At 46.0% G+C, this 18,779-nt stretch carries 21 protein-coding genes and 1 pseudogene; 6 read left to right on the forward strand and 16 right to left on the reverse strand.

The window, feature by feature from the left end; translation table 11 throughout:
• Positions 1-492 precede the first annotated feature (492 nt).
• Together FEM33_RS17610 and FEM33_RS17615 are read right to left on the reverse strand one after the other, a co-directional pair.
• Positions 493-1,662: a PepSY-associated TM helix domain-containing protein gene (locus FEM33_RS17610; RefSeq protein WP_139013306.1), complete on the reverse strand. Its 1,170-nt coding sequence runs from the start codon at positions 1,660-1,662 to the stop codon at positions 493-495.
• Between the two features lie 5 nt (positions 1,663-1,667).
• A complete protein-coding gene (locus FEM33_RS17615) occupies positions 1,668-4,019 on the reverse strand; it encodes a TonB-dependent receptor (RefSeq protein ID WP_139013307.1) in 2,352 nt (783 codons plus the stop codon).
• 422 nt (positions 4,020-4,441) lie between these two features.
• Between FEM33_RS17615 and FEM33_RS17620 the strand changes: the two genes are divergently transcribed.
• The 3 genes and pseudogenes from FEM33_RS17620 to FEM33_RS17625 all read left to right on the forward strand — a co-directional run.
• On the forward strand, positions 4,442-5,269 hold the full coding sequence (locus FEM33_RS17620) for a hypothetical protein (RefSeq protein ID WP_139013308.1): 828 nt from the start codon (positions 4,442-4,444) through the stop codon (positions 5,267-5,269).
• A 216-nt stretch (positions 5,270-5,485) separates the two neighbouring features.
• On the forward strand, positions 5,486-5,572 hold the full coding sequence (locus FEM33_RS27070; protein ID WP_374756436.1) for a hypothetical protein: 87 nt from the start codon (positions 5,486-5,488) through the stop codon (positions 5,570-5,572).
• A pseudogene (locus FEM33_RS17625) lies at positions 5,568-5,834 on the forward strand (integrase core domain-containing protein); the annotation flags it as partial. The gene FEM33_RS27070 and the pseudogene FEM33_RS17625, both read left to right, overlap by 5 nt.
• Positions 5,835-5,921: 87 nt before the next feature.
• Here the strand turns inward: FEM33_RS17625 and FEM33_RS17630 are convergent.
• From FEM33_RS17630 to FEM33_RS26750, 3 genes are read right to left on the reverse strand one after another with little or no spacing between them, the layout of a single operon-like run.
• Positions 5,922-6,818 (reverse strand): helix-turn-helix domain-containing protein, encoded by an 897-nt coding sequence (locus FEM33_RS17630; protein WP_139013310.1) that lies wholly within the window; start codon positions 6,816-6,818, stop codon positions 5,922-5,924.
• 9 nt (positions 6,819-6,827) lie between these two features.
• Entirely contained in the window at positions 6,828-7,868 is a 1,041-nt protein-coding gene (locus tag FEM33_RS17635) for an NAD(P)-dependent alcohol dehydrogenase (RefSeq protein ID WP_139013311.1), read from the reverse strand.
• A gap of 46 nt (positions 7,869-7,914) precedes the next feature.
• A complete protein-coding gene (locus FEM33_RS26750; protein WP_139013312.1) occupies positions 7,915-8,103 on the reverse strand; it encodes a hypothetical protein in 189 nt (62 codons plus the stop codon).
• A 103-nt stretch (positions 8,104-8,206) separates the two neighbouring features.
• On the opposite strand from FEM33_RS26750, the gene FEM33_RS17645 reads away from it, so the two are divergent.
• A complete protein-coding gene (locus FEM33_RS17645) occupies positions 8,207-8,626 on the forward strand; it encodes a helix-turn-helix domain-containing protein (RefSeq protein WP_139013313.1) in 420 nt (139 codons plus the stop codon).
• Positions 8,627-8,851: 225 nt separating this feature from the next.
• Here FEM33_RS17645 and FEM33_RS27075 read toward each other — a convergent pair whose 3' ends face one another.
• From FEM33_RS27075 to FEM33_RS17655, 3 genes are read right to left on the reverse strand one after another with little or no spacing between them, the layout of a single operon-like run.
• Positions 8,852-9,007: a JAB domain-containing protein gene (locus FEM33_RS27075; RefSeq protein ID WP_374756437.1), complete on the reverse strand. Its 156-nt coding sequence runs from the start codon at positions 9,005-9,007 to the stop codon at positions 8,852-8,854.
• Entirely contained in the window at positions 8,976-9,089 is a 114-nt protein-coding gene (locus tag FEM33_RS27080) for a JAB domain-containing protein (protein WP_139013515.1), read from the reverse strand. The genes FEM33_RS27075 and FEM33_RS27080 overlap by 32 nt, the downstream gene beginning before the upstream one ends.
• 1 nt (position 9,090) lies before the next feature.
• Complete coding sequence (locus FEM33_RS17655) at positions 9,091-9,477, reverse strand: winged helix-turn-helix transcriptional regulator (RefSeq protein ID WP_139013314.1); 387 nt, start codon at positions 9,475-9,477, stop codon at positions 9,091-9,093.
• Between the two features lie 141 nt (positions 9,478-9,618).
• Here FEM33_RS17655 and FEM33_RS17660 point away from each other — a divergent pair, with 141 nt between their 5' ends.
• Together FEM33_RS17660 and FEM33_RS17665 are read left to right on the forward strand one after the other, a co-directional pair.
• A complete protein-coding gene (locus FEM33_RS17660) occupies positions 9,619-10,410 on the forward strand; it encodes an SDR family oxidoreductase (protein WP_139013315.1) in 792 nt (263 codons plus the stop codon).
• A 12-nt stretch (positions 10,411-10,422) separates the two neighbouring features.
• Positions 10,423-10,746: a nuclear transport factor 2 family protein gene (locus FEM33_RS17665; RefSeq protein WP_139013316.1), complete on the forward strand. Its 324-nt coding sequence runs from the start codon at positions 10,423-10,425 to the stop codon at positions 10,744-10,746.
• Between the two features lie 684 nt (positions 10,747-11,430).
• Here FEM33_RS17665 and FEM33_RS17670 read toward each other — a convergent pair.
• The 8 genes from FEM33_RS17670 to FEM33_RS17705 form a co-directional block, all read right to left on the reverse strand.
• Positions 11,431-12,045: a TMEM175 family protein gene (locus FEM33_RS17670; RefSeq protein ID WP_139013317.1), complete on the reverse strand. Its 615-nt coding sequence runs from the start codon at positions 12,043-12,045 to the stop codon at positions 11,431-11,433.
• Between the two features lie 150 nt (positions 12,046-12,195).
• The gene (locus FEM33_RS17675; RefSeq protein WP_139013318.1) at positions 12,196-12,870 is read right to left on the reverse strand and encodes a YoaK family protein; all 675 of its coding nucleotides are present in this window, start codon (positions 12,868-12,870) and stop codon (positions 12,196-12,198) included.
• Positions 12,871-12,974: 104 nt separating this feature from the next.
• Positions 12,975-13,448 carry a Dps family protein gene (locus FEM33_RS17680; RefSeq protein WP_139013319.1) on the reverse strand — a complete coding sequence of 158 codons (474 nt, stop codon included), beginning with the start codon at positions 13,446-13,448 and terminating at the stop codon, positions 12,975-12,977.
• Between the two features lie 15 nt (positions 13,449-13,463).
• The gene (locus FEM33_RS17685) at positions 13,464-13,895 is read right to left on the reverse strand and encodes a DoxX family protein (RefSeq protein WP_139013320.1); all 432 of its coding nucleotides are present in this window, start codon (positions 13,893-13,895) and stop codon (positions 13,464-13,466) included.
• A gap of 8 nt (positions 13,896-13,903) precedes the next feature.
• Positions 13,904-15,799 carry an amidohydrolase gene (locus FEM33_RS17690; RefSeq protein ID WP_139013321.1) on the reverse strand — a complete coding sequence of 632 codons (1,896 nt, stop codon included), beginning with the start codon at positions 15,797-15,799 and terminating at the stop codon, positions 13,904-13,906.
• A 56-nt stretch (positions 15,800-15,855) separates the two neighbouring features.
• Positions 15,856-16,596: a M17 family peptidase N-terminal domain-containing protein gene (locus FEM33_RS17695; protein ID WP_139013322.1), complete on the reverse strand. Its 741-nt coding sequence runs from the start codon at positions 16,594-16,596 to the stop codon at positions 15,856-15,858.
• Between the two features lie 47 nt (positions 16,597-16,643).
• Positions 16,644-17,936, reverse strand: coding sequence for an alginate export family protein (locus tag FEM33_RS17700; RefSeq protein ID WP_201747783.1), 1,293 nt, complete (start codon positions 17,934-17,936; stop codon positions 16,644-16,646).
• A gap of 148 nt (positions 17,937-18,084) precedes the next feature.
• Complete coding sequence (locus FEM33_RS17705; protein WP_139013323.1) at positions 18,085-18,717, reverse strand: hydrolase; 633 nt, start codon at positions 18,715-18,717, stop codon at positions 18,085-18,087.
• Positions 18,718-18,779 lie beyond the last annotated feature (62 nt).

An 18,779-nucleotide genomic window follows, 5' to 3' on the forward strand; every position in this document is an offset into this window, starting at 1 on the left:
CCCGATCATAGTAAATATTAGATTTGAGTTGAACCGCAAAATTATACAGGCACCTACACCTAAAACATGACATTTGTCAGGATGAAAATTGATATAAGTTGAGTTTTATGAATCTTAAAAGTTTAATAATGCTCTGAAAAAACCTGGAAAGGCCATTGTAATTGCTGTTTCAGCAAAATACACCGATGAGAGCTTTGAGATATACGGACGTACACGGGGCACTTCCCCCGCTAAGAATCTAATTTTATTCTATTGAATCTTTTTAAAAATTCAGTCTGCATTCCGGGGACAGAGCGTTAATTTAAACACCCTTTTGACTACATCATCAAGCCATTTGGCTATTCCTGTCCTGTCCTTGCTGATGCACTTTGCATTAACAAAACAGCAGACAAATGCAGTTAAGAAACAGCCAATCGGGATCACAATAAAGCAATGTTACCTGATATGTAGTTTGTAATGCCCATTGAAAATGCTTGAATACGGAAAATCGTGTCAAAAAGATTTGGCACGTACTTCGTGGCTTCGGACTGGTGACTTTTTCTTTTTATTCCACCAAATGTAAAAACCGGTGACGGGTAACGTGGAGCATGCCAGAGCGGCAAGGAAAGAAAGGACTTTACCAAACAAACCCATGTACGCGCCCGTATGTAAATCGAAATTGAGCTGATAAACCTTGTCACCGTTATTAAGGCTTTGAAAGGAGTTGCTGGAAAGTATTTTTCCCGAGTACCGGTCATAAACGATCAGCACGCGGTCGAAGCGGTTCCAGTCTTTTTTATATACCAGTGTGTTGATTGCAGACGTGGCTTTGACAGGTAATAATACGAGGTATGCATACGCATCCGGGTAGCGGGTGACGGTTGTCGCGAATGCCTTGTCCAACCCTGAAACAGCCTGTGAATGCAGTGTATCTGAAACCAGAAGAGCAGGCGCTTCTATATGTTTGCCACCGTTTGCAACAAAACGCACGGTATCCTGCACCCAGTCAAATGCCCATACAAGGCCGGTCAGGGAGGTTAGTAACAGGATAAAAAATGCATACAGTCCAAGGATCTGATGCAGGTCATAGTTTAGCCTTTTCCATTTTGCACCCCATTTAATCGTGAAATTCTTCCTAATGCTTTTGGCTGACCATTTCCTGGGAAACCAGAGGAAAAAGCCGGAGAGCAATACGACAACAAAGCTGAGCACGGAATACCCGACAACATAATGCCCGACTTTTTCTCCGAATAGCATTCGCATGTGCAATGCAAGCACAAGCTGAAAAAACTCGTTTTCCGAATCTTCCACATAAATTACCTTCCCGGAATACGGATTGATGTATACCCGGTAATAATACTCGAAATAGTCCCAGTGGGTCAATCCATCGGGGTTATTCTTTTGCGACCTGAAAGTCACGGACCGGTCCGGAGCATTGCCCATCTCGATTCTGGTGATGATCTTGTCCTTTCCGAGTGTATGTTGGGCAATGCTCAGCAGTTGGGTCAAAGGAAGTTTTTCCTTGTTTTCCGGGTTTACAAAAAGGCGCTCACGGTAAACGATGGGTTTAAGCTCGTCGACAAAAACATAGAGGCAGCCGCTGACCGCAATCAAAAACACAAAAAGCCCGGACACAAGTCCGAGCCAAAGGTGTAAAAATCCGATCCCTTTTTTGATTTTCATAAAAGCTAAAAACGATACCCAACGGTTAAATTAAATCTGCGCCCGTTTCCTCTCCGGTAATCGATGGCTGTTCCGTAAAACTGTGCAATAGCCGGGTAATAAACTGTGTTAAGCAAATTTTCAATACCCAGATCAGCTTTCAGGCTTTGCGTAATTTTGTATCCCAAAGACAAATTAAAGGTGTTATAAGATTCGATTGGCCCTTCCCCGATTGGATAAACACCTTTTTCGTTGGGTACAAACCGGTCCCTTTTACCTACGTACAACCAGTTCAGGTCTGCGTTAAACCGGGCCTTGTTATACCTGGCGTAAGTGGCGATTTTCGCGGGCGTGATGCGGTTCGAATTCAGGTATTTATCGGTTGGGCCATTGAAATTGCCGTCGCCGTCTTTATCCCCTTTGCCTTCCACAAAAGCATAGTTGCCCCCTAAAACAAAGTTGTCAGTTAATTGATAGTCAACCTGGAATTCGTAACCCCAAACCCGCTCCGGCAATCTTTCGGCAACGTATTTACCATCCACCAGAAGTAAATTGGAACCCAGTTTCGATGTACTGTAATAATAGGCAGCCGACACATTCAATGGTCCCAATGCACTGCTGAAACCAACTTCATAATTGTTTACAATAATCGGTTCGGTTTGCAGACCTGCCACCGTGTTTTCGTTTGCAGCCCTTAATATTCTGCCCAGATCAAAAATAGAAAATGACTGGGAATAGCTGAAAAACGGATTGAACCGCTTGAACTTTGAATACCTAAGTCCTGCATTGAATACGAACGCATTGTAATCCAGCTTTCCGCCCGTTACGTCAATGCTTCCTGCACCGTCGGGACCAGTAGCCAAAGTGGCATAATCGGCAATATCCATCTTGATATTTTCCGCACGCAAACCCGTTTTCAGGTTCAGGTAATCAAACCATTGTGTCGTAAGCTGTGCATAAGGCGCAAGGTTGTTCATATTGATGCGCGGCACCCAGGAACGGCCGTCAACCAGATTTTGTTCCGTCTTATCGTTCAGTATATCCACTCCGTAAGTTACGTCTCCCGACAGTTTCGGCGATATGGTAAAAGGAGTATTCAGGTTGAGCCTGAAACCTTTCTTGGTTGAAATAATAGCCGATTGACCGCTGCCAAAAAATGATTCTGAATTGGAATAAACCGTCCAGAAATCCTGCAAATACACATTGGCAGCCAGAGAAGTCCGTCCAAAAATGTTTTTGTTCGTATACTGGATATTGGCATTGTGATTGTAGCGCGTACCCTCGTCGATTCCTTTCCGGGTTCCCCACACACCTATTGCGGGAGACTGTCTGTAAATACCGGCCTTGGCAATGTAAGCCGAATGCTGATTGGAGCTGTAATAGTTATACATCGCCTCGATGCGCTGAGAACCGCTGATATTATAACCTGCCTTTGCAAATGCATTGTATATTTTGGTTTCTCCCAGTCCATAATCAGGAGATATCACCAATCCTTCCGGGTCCCGGTAAACGCCTGTTTTTTCGTACATTCCGCTTACCACGTAATCAAATTTAGCTATCCGTCCGTACAGTTGCTGTGAAGCCCGGAAACCCAGCGTACTGTCTCCCCTGGTATTGCCTGTGAGACTCAATTGACTGTACCCATTGATTTTCTGGTCTGTTTTTGGTGTTTTCGTAATGTAGTTAATCAATCCGCCGTCGGCACCATTTCCGTAGATTGCCGTCGCGCCTTTAATCACTTCCACCCGCTCGATCACCGAGGGATCAATCGTGCGGATATCCCGTCCTCCGGCTCTTAGCGGTGTTGATTGCGGTATTCCATCAATCAGGACCAGCAGGTTACGGCCGCGCAATGTTTGTCCCGAGTTCCCGGTTTGATTGGTAGATGCTCCCAAACCGGGAACCGAAAACGCCAGAATGTTAGCGATGTTGGGGCTTATGGTAGAGAGTGCGCCTATTTCCTTTGCGTTCACAACGGTCACGGACGACGGCGTTTCAGCCAGCGACTCTACCCTGCGTCCTGCGGAAACAATGACTTCGTCGAGCTGGGAAGAACTTTCTTTTAATTCAAAATCCAGGCTTTGTTCCGTATCAGCGTCAAGCATAATTTCTTTTTCCTGAATCGTATATCCGATAAAAGAAGCTCTGATCGAAACGTTTCCTTTGGGTAAATTATCAAGCCGGTAACTTCCGTCACGGTTTGCAGTAGTACCTATATTAGTCCCTTTCACGATGATGGAAGCGAACGGGACAGGCTGCCTGTTGTTATCCATCACGATACCCCGGATATCCCCCGAAGCAGCTGACTGGGCGCAGGCAAGGTTGAAAGAACAAACGGAAACGGCAAAGAATAGTACTGATTGTAATTTTATTTTCATCAGGGAACATTTTGTTTTCCGCAAAAGTAATATTATTTATACTAATTAAAAATAGTATTAATATGGTCTCCAAATGCCTGAACTCTGGTTTCAGGTTTGAACCCGTGAGAAGGAAACTGGTTACAACAGTTAACCCATGAATGTTAAGAGGCGAGTACTACGCTGAGGGCCTTGAGTGCCACCCGGTTTTACAAGTGAAATGGACCATATAAAGCGCAATATTGAGCAACCTGGGAACCGTAGGCATCAGCTATGAGTATGGCAAGATGGTAAATTGGCAAATCAAACAAGGTCCTGACTTTTCACGCGACTTTTCAACGGATAGCCTCGCCATGATCATCAACGAAAGTGCCGCCAGGTTCATGGGGCTCAAACAAGCCGTTGGGACGGTTGTCCAGTGGAACGGAGCACCATCAGAGTGAATGTATCCATCCGCACGTTTTGAAATTAAAAATAATGGTGGTTTCAGCCTTCTTTACGGTTTTCAAAGTCGTTTTTTCAACCATTGGTTTATTGATTTTGCACTGGGCATTTATCAGAAAGAGATTAGTAAAGATTCCTATCTGGATTATCGTTCAGGTATTTCTGGTATCAACAATTTTGTTTTAGGCACGCAGGCGCGAATCGGGATTGCACTGGGTGATTGGAAAAGAAGCCGGACCAGCCCGTTATGTGATGTAATGATCTGCGATGAGCTGATACAGGATCAGCTTAAAATTGAAATGCCGAATATTGCAATCGGCTTTAAGCAGCAAACATTCAACCCGGGTCTGGCTTACGAAATCAAACTGGCCAACAGCCCTTTTTCGATCCAGGCCAATGCTGCGCTTTTTTATCGTAAAGACGGCATGTCGGGCGCCGGCCTTACATTTCTTTCCACCGGAGCCGGACTCGAATTGCGTTACTATTACCTGCAGAAACTAATGATCAGGCTTGGCAGGGCAGGCGGCAATTTATCCGGCCTTTATACCGGGATCAAAGGAAGTTACGACATTACAACACTGAAACGAAGGGATGATTTACTGCGTTATCCAATCATTTCAACAGCGCGGGATTTCAATACGGCACTATCCCTTGGATATCAGCAGCGCCTCTTCAGAAGAATCTACATCGACGGATCTGTATTCTATAATAAAACATCTCCAACGGCTGAAAAATTTACTGTTTTCCCATTTCCTCTGGGTTACCGGACTTTTGGAATTTCGCGCGGCTTTATATCATCAAAAATGTCCATCGGGTTTACATTTTAACAGCATGACTCTCGTTAAACCAACTTCCGAATGCTAGTCTGGTGCCTAATCCCTTGGTTACTCGAGGTCCACTATTCATAAATTTGGCGTTATTCTGCAAGCGTCCTCTTGAAGTGATCATTTGAAAAAAGAATTTTCCTATTAATTTTCACAAAAGGGAAGAAAAATGAAGAAGAACCGATTTAGTGAGCTCAGATCGCGGCCGTTCCGAAACAGCTGGAAAACGGGCAAACAGTTGTCCAGATTACCCGTGAACATGGAATCAGCAAAGCCACTTTTTACAACCACGCGGCGGTCGCCTGAGTTAATCAGCATTGCGTTGACGGAATGGTGCGAATCAAATGAAACAGCATTGCGTTGGATACAACCCGGTAAACCGGCACAAAATGGGTACATTGAACGATTTAATGGCACTTTTCGCCGTGAAGTTCTGAATGCTTACTTATTCCGGAGTTTGCAACAAGTTCGGGAAGTGGTTGACCGCTGGATCAACGATTACAATACGCAAAGACCCCATCAAGCACTTGGCTTTTTAATACCAAATGCGTTTAGACAAACGGGATAAGCTCTATTCAGCCATTGATCGCCAAAGGGGAAAAACATCCCATTAACTTCCTTATTCCGCAAAGGCCTTTAATCGTCTAAATTGCGGTCAATTAAAACTTTCGCGGAATTCCATCGGCGACATGTTCGTCTTGTTCTTGAACAGCTTGTGAAAGGACTGTGGATATTCAAAGCCCATTTGATAGGCAATTTCACTCACCTGTAAATTGGTGGTTGTCAGCAGCTCCTTGGCCTTTTCTATTACTCTGGCCTGGATGTGCTGCTGGGCAGTCTGGCCGGATACCGCGCGCAGCATATCGCTCAGATAATCGGCCGACACGTTCAGTTCCCTGGCGATCTGTTGTACAGTCGGCAGCCCTTTTTGCGCATCCAGAAACTGGTTAAGGACATTTTCAAGGCGAACCAAAATCTCGTCGGTGGCCACCTTCCGGGTGATGAACTGCCGGGCATAGAACCTGCTGCTGTACTGCAGCAGAAGCTCGATGTGGGCAATCATCACTTCGTGGCTGAAACGGTCTATCCCGCTTTGATATTCGGTTTCTATGCTGGAAAACAAGTCTTTAATCTTCACCTCTTCCTGCTCGGACAAATGAAGGGCTTCATGAAGCTCATAGGAGAAAAACCCCAGGCTCCGGATTTTGGTAGCCAGTGGTGTGCCGGCGATGAAATCGGGATGGAACATGAGCGTCATACCGCCCGGCGGTTTTGTGCCGGGGTCGAGCTTCATCAGCAGTTGATTGGGCGATATAAAGGCCATCATGCCCCCATCAAAGTCATAATGGCGGTGCCCGTACTTGAGCTTACCGTCGTAATCCGTTTTGATGGAAATACAGTAGAAGTTCAGCGTAAAATGCTGCAATTCCACCAGGCTGGCGTAATCGGCATCTTCGTGCCGGAATACGCTGATCAGTGGATGTTTGGGCCCGGTCAATCCGAGCAGGCGGTGCTGCTCGGAGATGGAATTGATGAGGTACGGCTTGTTCATTGATTAAAATTACAGGGTTTTCATATCAATGACAAAACGGTACCGGACATCGCCTTTCTGCATCCGGTCGTAAGCGGTATGGATATCCTTGATATCGATCAGTTCGATGTCAGAGACGATACCATGCTCTGCACAAAAATCCAGCATCTGCTGCGTTTCCGGAAGGCCGCCCGCACCAGACCCGGCAATGACCTTGTTACCGGTCGCCAGCGTAAAGGAGCTTACTTCCCAAGGTTTGGCGGGCATACCGACATTGACGTAAATGCCATTGGTTTTTAAAATAGCCAGGTAAGGGTTGACATCGCTGTTGCCCGAAACCGTATCGAGCACAAAATCGAACGTTTTAAATGCCGCTTTCATTTCGGACTCTTCCCTGGAAATGATAAAATGGTCTGCTCCGAGCTGCTTTGCAGCTTCTTTTTTACTCGGAGAAGTGCTTATAACCGTTACCTCTGCCCCTAAGGCCTTACCGAATTTGACGCCCATATGGCCCAATCCGCCCAGACCGACCACCGCCAGCTTGTGTCCTTTGCCAACGTTCCATCTTTTCAGCGGAGAATAGGTCGTGATGCCCGCGCAAAGCAAGGGCGCTACTCCTGCCAGGTCAAGCTTTTCGGAGATATGGTGCACAAAATCTTCGTTGACAACGAGGATGTTGGAATAACCGCCATACACCGGCAGGCCGTCATGGCCCAGGTTATTGTAGGTCTGGACCGGGGCAACACTGCAAAACTGCTCCTGACCGTTTTTGCAGTCGGCGCACTCCCGGCAGGAATCCACCATGACGCCGACACCGCCCAGATCGCCGATCCTGAACTTTCGGGCATCGGAACCAATGGCACTGATCCGTCCAACAATCTCGTGACCGGGAACCATCGGGAAGATTCCGGGAAACCATTCGTTGCGGGTCAGGTGGATGTCGGTGTGACAGACACCGCAGTACAGAATTTCGATCTGCACATCGTGCGCGCCGACCTCGCGTCTTTCAAATTGCCAGGGCGCTAGCGGGCTCTCTGCCGTTTGCGCCGCATATCCTTTTGCTGCTATCATATTTTCTTTTTTTAATGCAAACTTAGAAAGCAACCCGCAGCGGCAGTTATCCAAATCCGGGGAAAAGGTATCCGGATTTTCCGGTTCCGTACAGGATTCTGGAAACCCCTGATACCCTGTTCACGATACTTGGCTGCAGTACTCGTTTCACCAGTTCTGCGGGCCGGCTCAGGTTCATAAAGAATTGAATACACTTTACGGGCTTGTTGTCGGTGCCGGTGGACCCAGTGTACATATTCGAAGGTCTTTACTTTAATCAAGACGGTCGCTTCGCTCTAGGAGAGCAAATGCCGGGAGATTTGTATAAATTGCTTTTTTTAACCAAACATCCTTTCCACATGGCACATACTACCTCCAATCCGAAGATCCACGAAGGCCGTAATTTGAAGCGTTTCAGAGAAATGATGTCCGTAAAGCAAGACGCGCTGGCGTTTGAGCTTGGCGAAGACTGGAACCAGCAAAAAATCTCGCTGCTCGAACAAAAAGAAAAAATCGATTCCGACATTTTGGAGCAAGTGGCCGCGATTTTGAAAATTCCGGCCGAGGCGATCCGAAATTTCAATGAAGATCAAGCTATTAATATTATTACGAATACTTTCAATGATAGCCCCTTTGGCAATTCTACCAATTACGGAGCTGTACACTTTAATCCGCTTGACAAGATTATTCAGCTTCATGAAGAGAAAATTGCTTTGTATGAGCGGATGTTAAAGGAGAAGGATGAGATGATGACGAGGTTGGAGCGGTTGATTGGTTAAATCCTTTTCTACAAATTGGGCATAAATCTTAGAGCAATTAGCTGCAAATTATATAATATATTTAAGGTAGTTTTACAAGACTAGCCCATATAACTTAGCCGACCTGTTCCGTATAAAAAGTCTAACCATCTTGCTAATCATAATAAGTTGGGAGGGTTATTGTTGGTCTGTAAGATTCTATTAAGATTTACCAATCAATGAATATCACAGCAATACTTGATTTCGTTAGATATATTCATCATCCGAAAACGAACAAAACCCTTCCACCATCACGATCAAACGACCCAAAACCCAAATATTCAGTAACTCACCAGCCTTTCTCATATTTTCAGTAACATACTTAACAGCATCACTCGGTACAAACTGGGCCGAAAGGGTAATTTTGTACCAGAATAATCCCTCTTGCATTGGCTTTCAAAGCAGCTGCAAAAACGATCCTTACATCGGCACTTGCACCTGAAATTTTAACTAATCAGGGAGCTGTCCAGATCAGAACTTACAATTTGTTTCAAAATTACATTCCGCAACCGTTTTTCGTGTTCATCGCTCCATTGCCCCAGTGCGGCAATCACGGGGATTAATGTCTTGCCAAATTCGGTAAGGCTGTATTCTACTTTGGGCGGTACAACGGGATAAATTTTTTTCGTGATCAGTTCGTGTTCTTCCAACTCTTTCAACTGAACATTCAGAACCCTGCGTGACGCATCGGGGATTTTGCGCTGCAGTTCGCTCGGGCGCTGATGCCCTTCATTGATAAACCACAGCAAACGGATTTTCCATTTGCCATAAAGCACTTCACCGATCAGGTCAAGTCCGCAGTTCAGGTTCGGAGTTGTTTTTCTCTCATACATATAGCAAATCTAAACGTATGTCTCAATGCGTGCAATAGGGGATCAATTTATCCCTATATGAATCGTAATTCCGTACTTGTAGGAACTGCTTTTACCATCCAATTTTGTCCTATCATTCATTCTTAAAAGTACGACAATAAAATGGAACAGTTTAATTTCAACAATGAGTTATCAGGCCAGATTGCGCTGGTAACAGGAGGTACAAAAGGGGCCGGACAAGCCATTGCAGAAAGGCTTTTACAAGCTGGTGCAACGGTTATTGTTACCGCAAGAAACGCACCGGAAAATGAAAACAGCCAATTGCATTTCATTGCGTCCGATTTAAGCAAAAAAGAAGGGGCGCAAAAGGTCGTCAGCGAGGTGCTGTCGACATATGGAAGGCTGGATATTCTGGTGAATAACCTGGGGTCTTCCGTAACACCGGCTGGCGGTTTCGCCGCATTATCCGATGAAGACTGGGAATCAACGCTGCAGGCCAACTTGCTTGCTCCGGTTCGGCTGGACAGAGGATTTTTACCACAGATGGTGGATCGAAAAAGTGGCGTTATCATTCACATCGCTTCCATACAGGGCAAGCTCCCGTTGTACGATTCTACTTTGCCTTACGCAGCTGCAAAAGCAGGATTGAGAAACTACAGTAAAAGTTTATCGAATGAAGTGACCCCCAAGGGTGTCCGGGTGCTAACGGTTTCGCCGGGCTGGATCAATACGACCGCATCGGAAGCCTGGCTGGGCGAAATTGCAAGAAACGCGAATACGACTGTAGAAGAAGCACAACAAGGTGTCATGGATGCATTGGGCGGAATACCATTCGGAAGACCGGCTGAACCCAAAGAAGTTGCAGAGCTGGTTGGCTTTCTGGTTTCGCCAAGGGCAAAGTACCTCACAGGGACGGAATTTGTGATTGACGGCGGAACAGTACCCACGATTTAACAGCTAAAAAAAATGAACTTACCGAAAATAGTAGCAGATTTAGTAAAAACGCAGAACAGCTTTGACAGCGTTGCGTACGCGAATTGCTTTTCCGAAACAGCCGTAGTCTTTGACGAAGGCAGAACGCATAATGGACGAAAGGAAATTGAGCACTGGATTGCCGATTCCAACGAGCGGTACAAGGCAACTATAAAGCCGGTCAGCTTTGAAGAAAAAGAAACGGAGAGCCTTTTGAAGGCTGAAACCTCCGGAAATTTTGAAGGAAGTCCTATCATACTGAATTATCATTTAGTGATAGCGAATGAATTGATACAATCCCTGAAGGTTTCAGGGTAACTGGGAATGGCTAGATTTAGCCGTTTTCAGTTAAAATTGGCTGATTGTATAAATATAATCCGTTCCAAAGGCCGTAAAATCGTAAACGAATTGTAGTGAACATTGGCTACTGGCGTGCAGGATCCGGCCGCGGCATCTTGCCATCTTTAAGTCTCAAAGATCGCATTGCCTGTTTAGAAGATTTTACAGCCAGGATGGTCAGCAGGCGCGACGGATATCATTTGGCTTATTGTCTGGGGAGTAGGAAAAGCATTCCCGATGCTGGAAAGGAGTTCGACCGCACTGTTGATTCTATCCGGAAATGATCTTGTCAGCAAAGAGCCTTCGTAACTGCAATATCTTTTTTGATACACGACAGCATTTTATTGGTCAGACAAAGGAAGTACCGCACGGTACAGTGCGCTGTATGGGTCCGTTTGACTATCCATCAAATGAAACTTTTACAACGCTGATCTAATGTCAGGATCAAACAACAAATCATATCGGCCAGCCTTTCAAGCCGGCCCGATAGCCAGTAAATCGGATCGTTTCCGAAGGAACCCAGCCCGTCATGTCTTAGAAAAACAGGCCATTACCGAATAAAACGGCACCATTCGGATTGTAAATTTCAGCGGCTATTTTAACCGATGGTCTCCATTTTGGGGAGTATTACCGTTTAGCTTGGGCTACAAACCAGTCCAAAGATTAAAGCGGTCCAGGAACTTTGCCCGATGACAGCGCCCAGAATATCCAGAGTGAAACACAGATTGCAATAGCCGCAGCGGGATAAACAAAAGAAATGGCAAATGCAGCCAGGTAGGTAGGCAAACCATACAGATAGTTTCTACTTATTCTTAAGATCGCCGCATCGGTCATGCCCGGCCTGAGCAGTTCCTTATCCCGGCTTGCAGCATACCATAACAGGTTGTAGGAAAGGTTGATCAGCACGAATATGCCTGTGTAAAGTGCCACGACCAACCCGGCAGACGAGGTGTTGTAAAACCGTGACAACAGCGCCGTAGGGTACGATACAGAGGTAACCAGAAACAGGATCAAACCATTGGCAAACATCACGGTTGAATTGCGTTTGTAGATCTGCTTGAAAATCTTATGATGATTGACCCACATGATAAAAATACTGGAAAATGAGATTGTAAAGGCCATATAGGAAGGCCAGGCTTGCTGCAACCGACTGATTAACATGGAAGTGTTTTTGATATCTTCCGGTTTAGGCACATGAAGGTCCAGCACCAGCAGTGTAATTGCAATAGCAAAAACCCCGTCACTAAAAGCCTCAATCCGGGCTGTTTCTTTTTCCATCGTAATTTTAGTCAGGTTTGTCAGCTATCGTCTGTCGCCAGGGTCGCTTTGACTCTTGTTTCCTGCATCAGGCAGCATCTGTCAAAGTTTCAATCGGATAAACCTCTGAAACAAAGAAATCAGGAATGCTCCAAAGGTGAGCAAATTTACTTACTTAGAACTTTGGGTAAATTTATAACATGTGACCATCCCCAGCCCTGGTAAAATGATAGCGGCCAGCCCGTAATCTTTGCCAAGCAAAGCACCTAACAGACAGCCGATCAGAAATCCTGAGATTGTTGACAGCTGCTTTTTGAAACTTAAAAAAACGGCAGCATCTTTAAAGCCGCCCGTCAAGAGTCCACCCAGATCCAGCGAAGCCTGGGTTACGTTTCCTGTCATCATCGTTGTCGGGCCATGCGTTTCTTTTGCGTATAATTTCCCAAAGGCATTTTGAAGTCCCATCGCAAACACCACCAACATGGCCAGCAAATAAAGCATCCAGCTGTACGCATCCATCATTTCCAAAACGGTCAGTACCATAAAGGCAATACCGGAAAGAATCAGGATCATCCCTTCTGTAAAAAGTAAGGTATAACGGTTGTTCACCCGTGCTGCCATCCATCCGCCAACCATAACGGACAGGACAAATACGGGAAACGTAAGCAATTTTACCCAGGCCTGTGCATCGGAACCTTTTACCATTTGGTAGGCAAACACGATAAAGTTTCCTGTCACATGGGCTGAAAAAACAGAGTCCGCAGCAACGAAAGTTACCGTGTCGCAAAATCCGGCAACGGATGAGAGAAGCAGTGTAACGTACCAGATATTCTTTTGCTGTTCCATAGGTTTGTAGCGGTTGCATTAAGCTATGGGCGGTCAGCCCAACAATTAATCGATTGCCGATTCATTAATGAAGTAACATATACCGGATTTTGGTCATATACGTTTCAGGTTAAATGTGCCCTGAGCATCCAGGCCATTTTTTCGTGTTTTTCCATCAGGCCGGTAATAAAATCGCTGCTGCCCATGTCATGCAGGGCAACTCCATAACCATTGATATTTTCACGTAAACGGATCAGAATACTTTCATGATCGGCCAGCAGGTCTTTGATAAAACCCATGCTGCTGTTTTCTTCCCTGGACTGCTCGGACAAATGCGTAAGTGCCAGAAATTCCTTTAACGTAGCCGGAGCGTAATGTCCGAGCGTGCGGATACGTTCGGCCACATCGTCTGTAATCTGCTCCAGCTGGGTATACTGATCTTCGAAAAACTTGTGTTTGTTATAAAAATCAGGGCCTTCAATATTCCAGTGTGCTTTTCTGCTTTTGGTATAAAGTACAAATTCGTCAGCCAGAATACTATTGAGCGAATGTGCTACCTCAGACAACTGATCCGGTTTGATGCCAATTTTAGCGTCCATCGTTTTTCTTTTCATTTAGTTCAACAAATACTTAAGAATATAATAATCAACAGAATACGTACCGCTTCCGATTGCCAGCAAAAACAGAAAGCACAACGTATACATGTAAGGAACATCCCGGACTTCGGCAGAGTCGTTCCGGTGAACAACAAAATATCCAATTGCCGTAACACCGATTGTGGGCAAAACAGCAAACCGGGTTCCTGATCCCAGAATGACCAGAAAGGGCACGACAGTATCTGAAAAAGCGGCAACAAGTCCGTTCAGTTTATCGGGTAAATGCAACGGATTAGGAACATGCTCTTTTTGTCCGTTCTGTACCCGGAATTTTTTCATACCATGCACCCTGAAAAGCTCAATGGACAGCAGAATCCTGAAAACCATTAATGCCAGATTGTTGACCGTACTGCCTGCATCCGAGTAGAGAATCGATTTTATAATTTCCATGGCGGTATTTAAAATGCAAAACAGGAACAGCCCAGCGCACCCCAGAAAGCGGTATAATGATTGACCGGCACATTACTAAGCCTGGCTTTATCATGGTCGTGCCCGTGAATATCACAGCTACCCGTGCAGCAATGGACAGCATTTGTAATTTCCGAAGCAGCTGAATTTTCGCCTGAAATACTGCCTGAAGCATTCTTTCCGTGGCTCTTTCCGGAGTAAAACCCATTGTAAATCCTGGTTGGTGACCAGTCCGGAAGAATAGGAACAGGTTCGGGTGAGAGGGAAGAAAAATCATCTTTTGCATAGACAATCCGCCCGCCAACGATCGTGAGAACCGATTCGATACTTTGGATACTTTCTTCATCCACGGTGAAATAATCCTGATCCAGCACGGCCAGATCGGCCAGCATACCTATTTTTATATCTCCTTTTTTACCCTGCTCACTGGAAAACCAGGCTCCGCCTCTTGTATATAACTCCAGTGCGGTTTCCCGGCTCAGTCGTGTTTCCTGATTGTATAACTGCAAACCACCAACTGTACGTCCGGCCGAAAGCCAGTACATGGAAACCCATGGATTATAACTGCTTACCCGCGTGGCATCGGAACCGCCGCCGACGGGCACACCCATTTCCAGCATCCGTTTTACGGGCGGTGTATGCAGTGCAGCGGATGCACCATAGCGATCTGTAAAATATTCGCCCTGATAAGCCATTCTGCTTTGGATGGCAATGCCGCCACCCAGTGCTTTTACACGGTCGATATTGCGCTCGTCAATCGTTTCTGCGTGATCAAATATCCAGTGCAAACCGTTGAACGGAATTTCGCTGTTCACTTTTTCGAACACGTTCAGAAACCGCGTAATACTTTCGTTGTAAGTCGCATGCAGACGGAACGGCCAGCGTTTTTCCACCAGATGCCTCACCACTTTTTCGAGTTCGGCTTCCATATTTTCATGCAGATCCGGACGCGGCTGCAAAAAATCTTCAAAATCTGCTGCTGAAAAAACCAGCATCTCCCCCGCCCCGTTGTGCCGGTACATGTCATTGCCCTGATGCAGTTTTACGGAGCCGGTCCAGTTTTCAAAATCTTCCAGTTCATGTTTTGGCCGCTGTGTAAACAGGTTGTAGGCAATGCGGACAGTCAGTTGCTTCTGCTCATTCAATTCACTTACAACCTGATAATCCTGTGGGAAATTCTGAAAACCGCCACCGGCATCAATGACGCTTGTTATGCCAAAACGGTTGAGTTCTGTCATAAAATGACGCGTGGAATTGATCTGGTGTTCCAGCGAAAGTTTGGGTCCTTTTGCCAGTGTGGCATACAATATCATCGCATTCGGTGTAGCGATGATCAGTCCGGTCGGTTCTCCGTTGGCATCCCTTTGGATTTCACTACCGGCAGGCGCCGGTGTATCTCTGGTAAACCCTACTGCTTTCAACGCTGCGCGGTTCAAAAGTGCCCGGTCATATAAATGAAGAATAAATACCGGTGTTTCGGGTGCAATCGCATTGATTTCATCCAAAGTCGGCAGGCGTCTTTCAGCAAACTGGAATTCGTACCAGCCTCCCACCACACGCACCCACTGCGGCGAGGGTGTCCGGTAAACCTGCTCTTTAAGCATTCTTAAAGCATCGGCCAGTGAAGGCACTCCGTCCCACCGGAGTTCCAGATTGTAATTCAGCCCGCCGCGGATCAGGTGAATGTGCGAATCATTGATTCCGGGAATGACCCGTTTCTTTTTCAGATCAATACTTTTGGTGCCTTCTGAGATATAGGGCATGATTTCACTGTCACTTCCAACGGCTATAAATTTTCCGTCCTGAATGGCAACGGCCGTAATGCCTGAGGTTTGATTTTCAATGATATGTATTTTACCGTTGTACAGAACAAGGTCAGCTTTCATAAGACAATACCGGTTTTATTGAAAGACATTCACCTGGAAGCAAAGTCTTTGAAGATTTAATTATGGAATGTGGCAATGGCTTCTTTGATCCCTTCTCCGGCTACGGTATAAAATGCAGGTCCGGCAAGCAGCGTGATTTTGGCAAGCGGTTTATAAGCGGCCATCTTTTTGCTTTTCAGATAAGCCTGCGTGCGGTAAGCTTCAAAAGATCCTTTTACGACATTGGCTGCAACAAGCGCCGTGGGAGAATCAATACCTGCATCCTTCAGATCACTGGCAAATGCGTAACTGCTCACACCAAGCCGCAATGCTTCGCGCATGGCTGCAGCACCAATGGCTGTCATCAGATCCGGACTAAATTTGTTTCTGTCTCCCAAACCAATCAGTAAAACCTGCCTGGGCGAAACCATGCCTGCGGGCGGCGTGATCAGCAGTGTCTCAAAGGCATGACCTGTAAATTTGCCGCTTTTACGAAGATCCGTAATGATGCCTTTCAGGTCATGGTCCAGGTGTACCATGCCGTTGATGGCAGCCGGTAAAGCGGGCGGAGAATTAAAAATATCCCCTTCGGTATATTCAAAAACACAGGCGATCTGCAGAGGCGTTGATTCGGTGGAAGGGCCTTGTACCATACCTTCAATCTGAACGCCGTCAATCGTTCCCCAGATCGTGTGTGTTCCAACGGCACTTGCGGTCTGCTTTTCAGTTGTTGTTTCTTGTGCGATTGCCAGTGAAAAGAGCATCACTGACAGAAAGCAGATCAAAACGGACTGTCTTGACAAAATCAGTATTTTCATCTTAACATGGATTTGGAAAAAGGTTGATAATTTTTTGCGCGCATGTCTCAGAATTTGAAAACAGCGCGGGTATTGATAAAAAGACCATCTTTGGAACCGGGAATGATATCATCAATAAAACCGCCTGTTTTGAAATACTGAATTCCTGTATTCAATGAAATGAACCTGTTCAATCCGTACATAAGACTGGCCAGACAGGCCGTACCGATGTATCTTTTTTTTGAACCGGACCCCGCCAGATTGAACGTACCGCTGGGCCTGTAAACGCCATCGCTGAGCGAGTAGCGCCAGTTACAAACCACATCCAGCTGAAGGTTCAGCCTGGTGGACAGTGCCATGGTTCCATAAGGATGAATATCCATGAGGTTAACCGGTCCGACCTGCGGGCTGAACCCGAAATAACCTCCTTTGGGATAAAGCGGATTAAAGGTCTGCAGATTTCCGTCGCCTGCCTTTTTATCACCGGAAATGTAATCGTGGCGAAGGTTGATGCTGGGCTTGAACCTTACGTTCTCAAACAAGTAACCTATGTCCAGCGAACCTGTCCAGGCTTTGATATGCCCTTCACCGAATTTACCAAACTGATAAGCTGCTTCCAGATTATAGATAAACCCACCGCCGTATTTCCAAAACCGGCCACCAAGCGTATGGCGCAGCTCCTTTTCATTTCCCTCTTCAAAAATGGAATGATCTCTTCTGATACCCAGGTAATACAGGTCCAGATTGCCTGCTTTGGGGACGATTGTTTTGGAATATGCACCCCACAGGTTTGCCTGTTTTACGGTTATGTTGTCAAATACACCGGTTCGTATTATATCAGCCATCATGATAAACCCGTCCAGAAACAGCCGTTCAGAAGCATACATTACTTTGGCTCCGGTAAAATATAACCGTGCATTGGGACCTTCACGAACCGAAATCAGACGACCAGATCCATAATCCATTTCCTGTCTCCCGGCCCGGCCTGTCAACGTCCTTTTCTGATCATGCCCAACTCTGAACTCCAGAAACAGATTCTGGATATTAAGCTGATCTTCGTCAATCGGCCTCGGACCGTTTTTTCTTCCGCCCTGCAAGGCACTTCTCAATTGACCGAATATCCTGAACCGTTCACCAAGATGAAGATCCCCATGCAGATCGTAACGCTGAAGGAGAAAGTTATTGCTTCCGATTTTCAGTCTTCCCCAGTCTTCATTATCAAAATTCACAACTTCCAGCCGGGCTTCTCCTCCGAAGGATGCATACGCATTTTTATCGGATGCGAGCGGAACGTATTTAATCCGGTTGTAAACGGTCCGTGCTGAATCCTGCCAGGATTTATAATTTTCATCATAACGCATAAGCTTATACGTCTGCGCCTGCAATCCCTTCCTTACGCAACAGCAGCAGAGCATCAGCAATACAACCCGGGACAACCCGGACAAAGAACGGCGATGATTCAAGGGACAGCTTACTCTCCGGCAGACCGGGCTGTACGGTAAAATAAGGTTAATGTTTAAGCATGTTGTGGGCATAATGTATACCTAAACCGTAAGAACCGCCGTATTTTTTCATCAGATCCGTGACGGCCACATAGCTTTCCTGTCTTGCCCAGTCGCGCTGCAGTTCCAGAAGATACTGAACAGAAGTGACCGGCTTCACCCCGGCATGCACCATGCGCTGAATGGCCCGTTCATGTGCCTCGACCGACACATCACCACAAGCATCGGTAATTACAAAAACTTCGTAACCCTCCGTTAGTGCAGATAAGGCAGGTCCCACAATGCAAACACCCGTCCATAATCCGGCCAGTACCAGCTTTTGTTTTCCGGTACCGACAATGGCATTATAAGCCGCTTCGTCCTCCCAGGTATTCATGGTAGTCCGGTCAAGGTACCCGGAAGTTGCCACAGGATAAAATTCTTCCACATCCGGAAAAACTGGTCCTGAAAAACTTTCCTCTGCAACGGTCGTGACAATGGTAGGAACGTTGAAAATTTTGGAAGCGCCTGCGATGATGGCTACATTGGTTCTCAGCTCGCTGATGTCGATGCTGTGTGTCGCAAAGGCCATCTGGCCTTCGAAATCAATCAATACCAAGGCATGGTTTTCCGGAGAGAGTAAATTTGGAGATGGTTTCATACAAAAAACACCAATTTTAAATGACATATTTATTAATCAACAAGATGATTACGCTATAACAT

The sequence above is a fragment of the Dyadobacter flavalbus genome, from assembly GCF_006149045.1.
GTDB classification, from domain to species: domain Bacteria; phylum Bacteroidota; class Bacteroidia; order Cytophagales; family Spirosomataceae; genus Dyadobacter; species Dyadobacter flavalbus.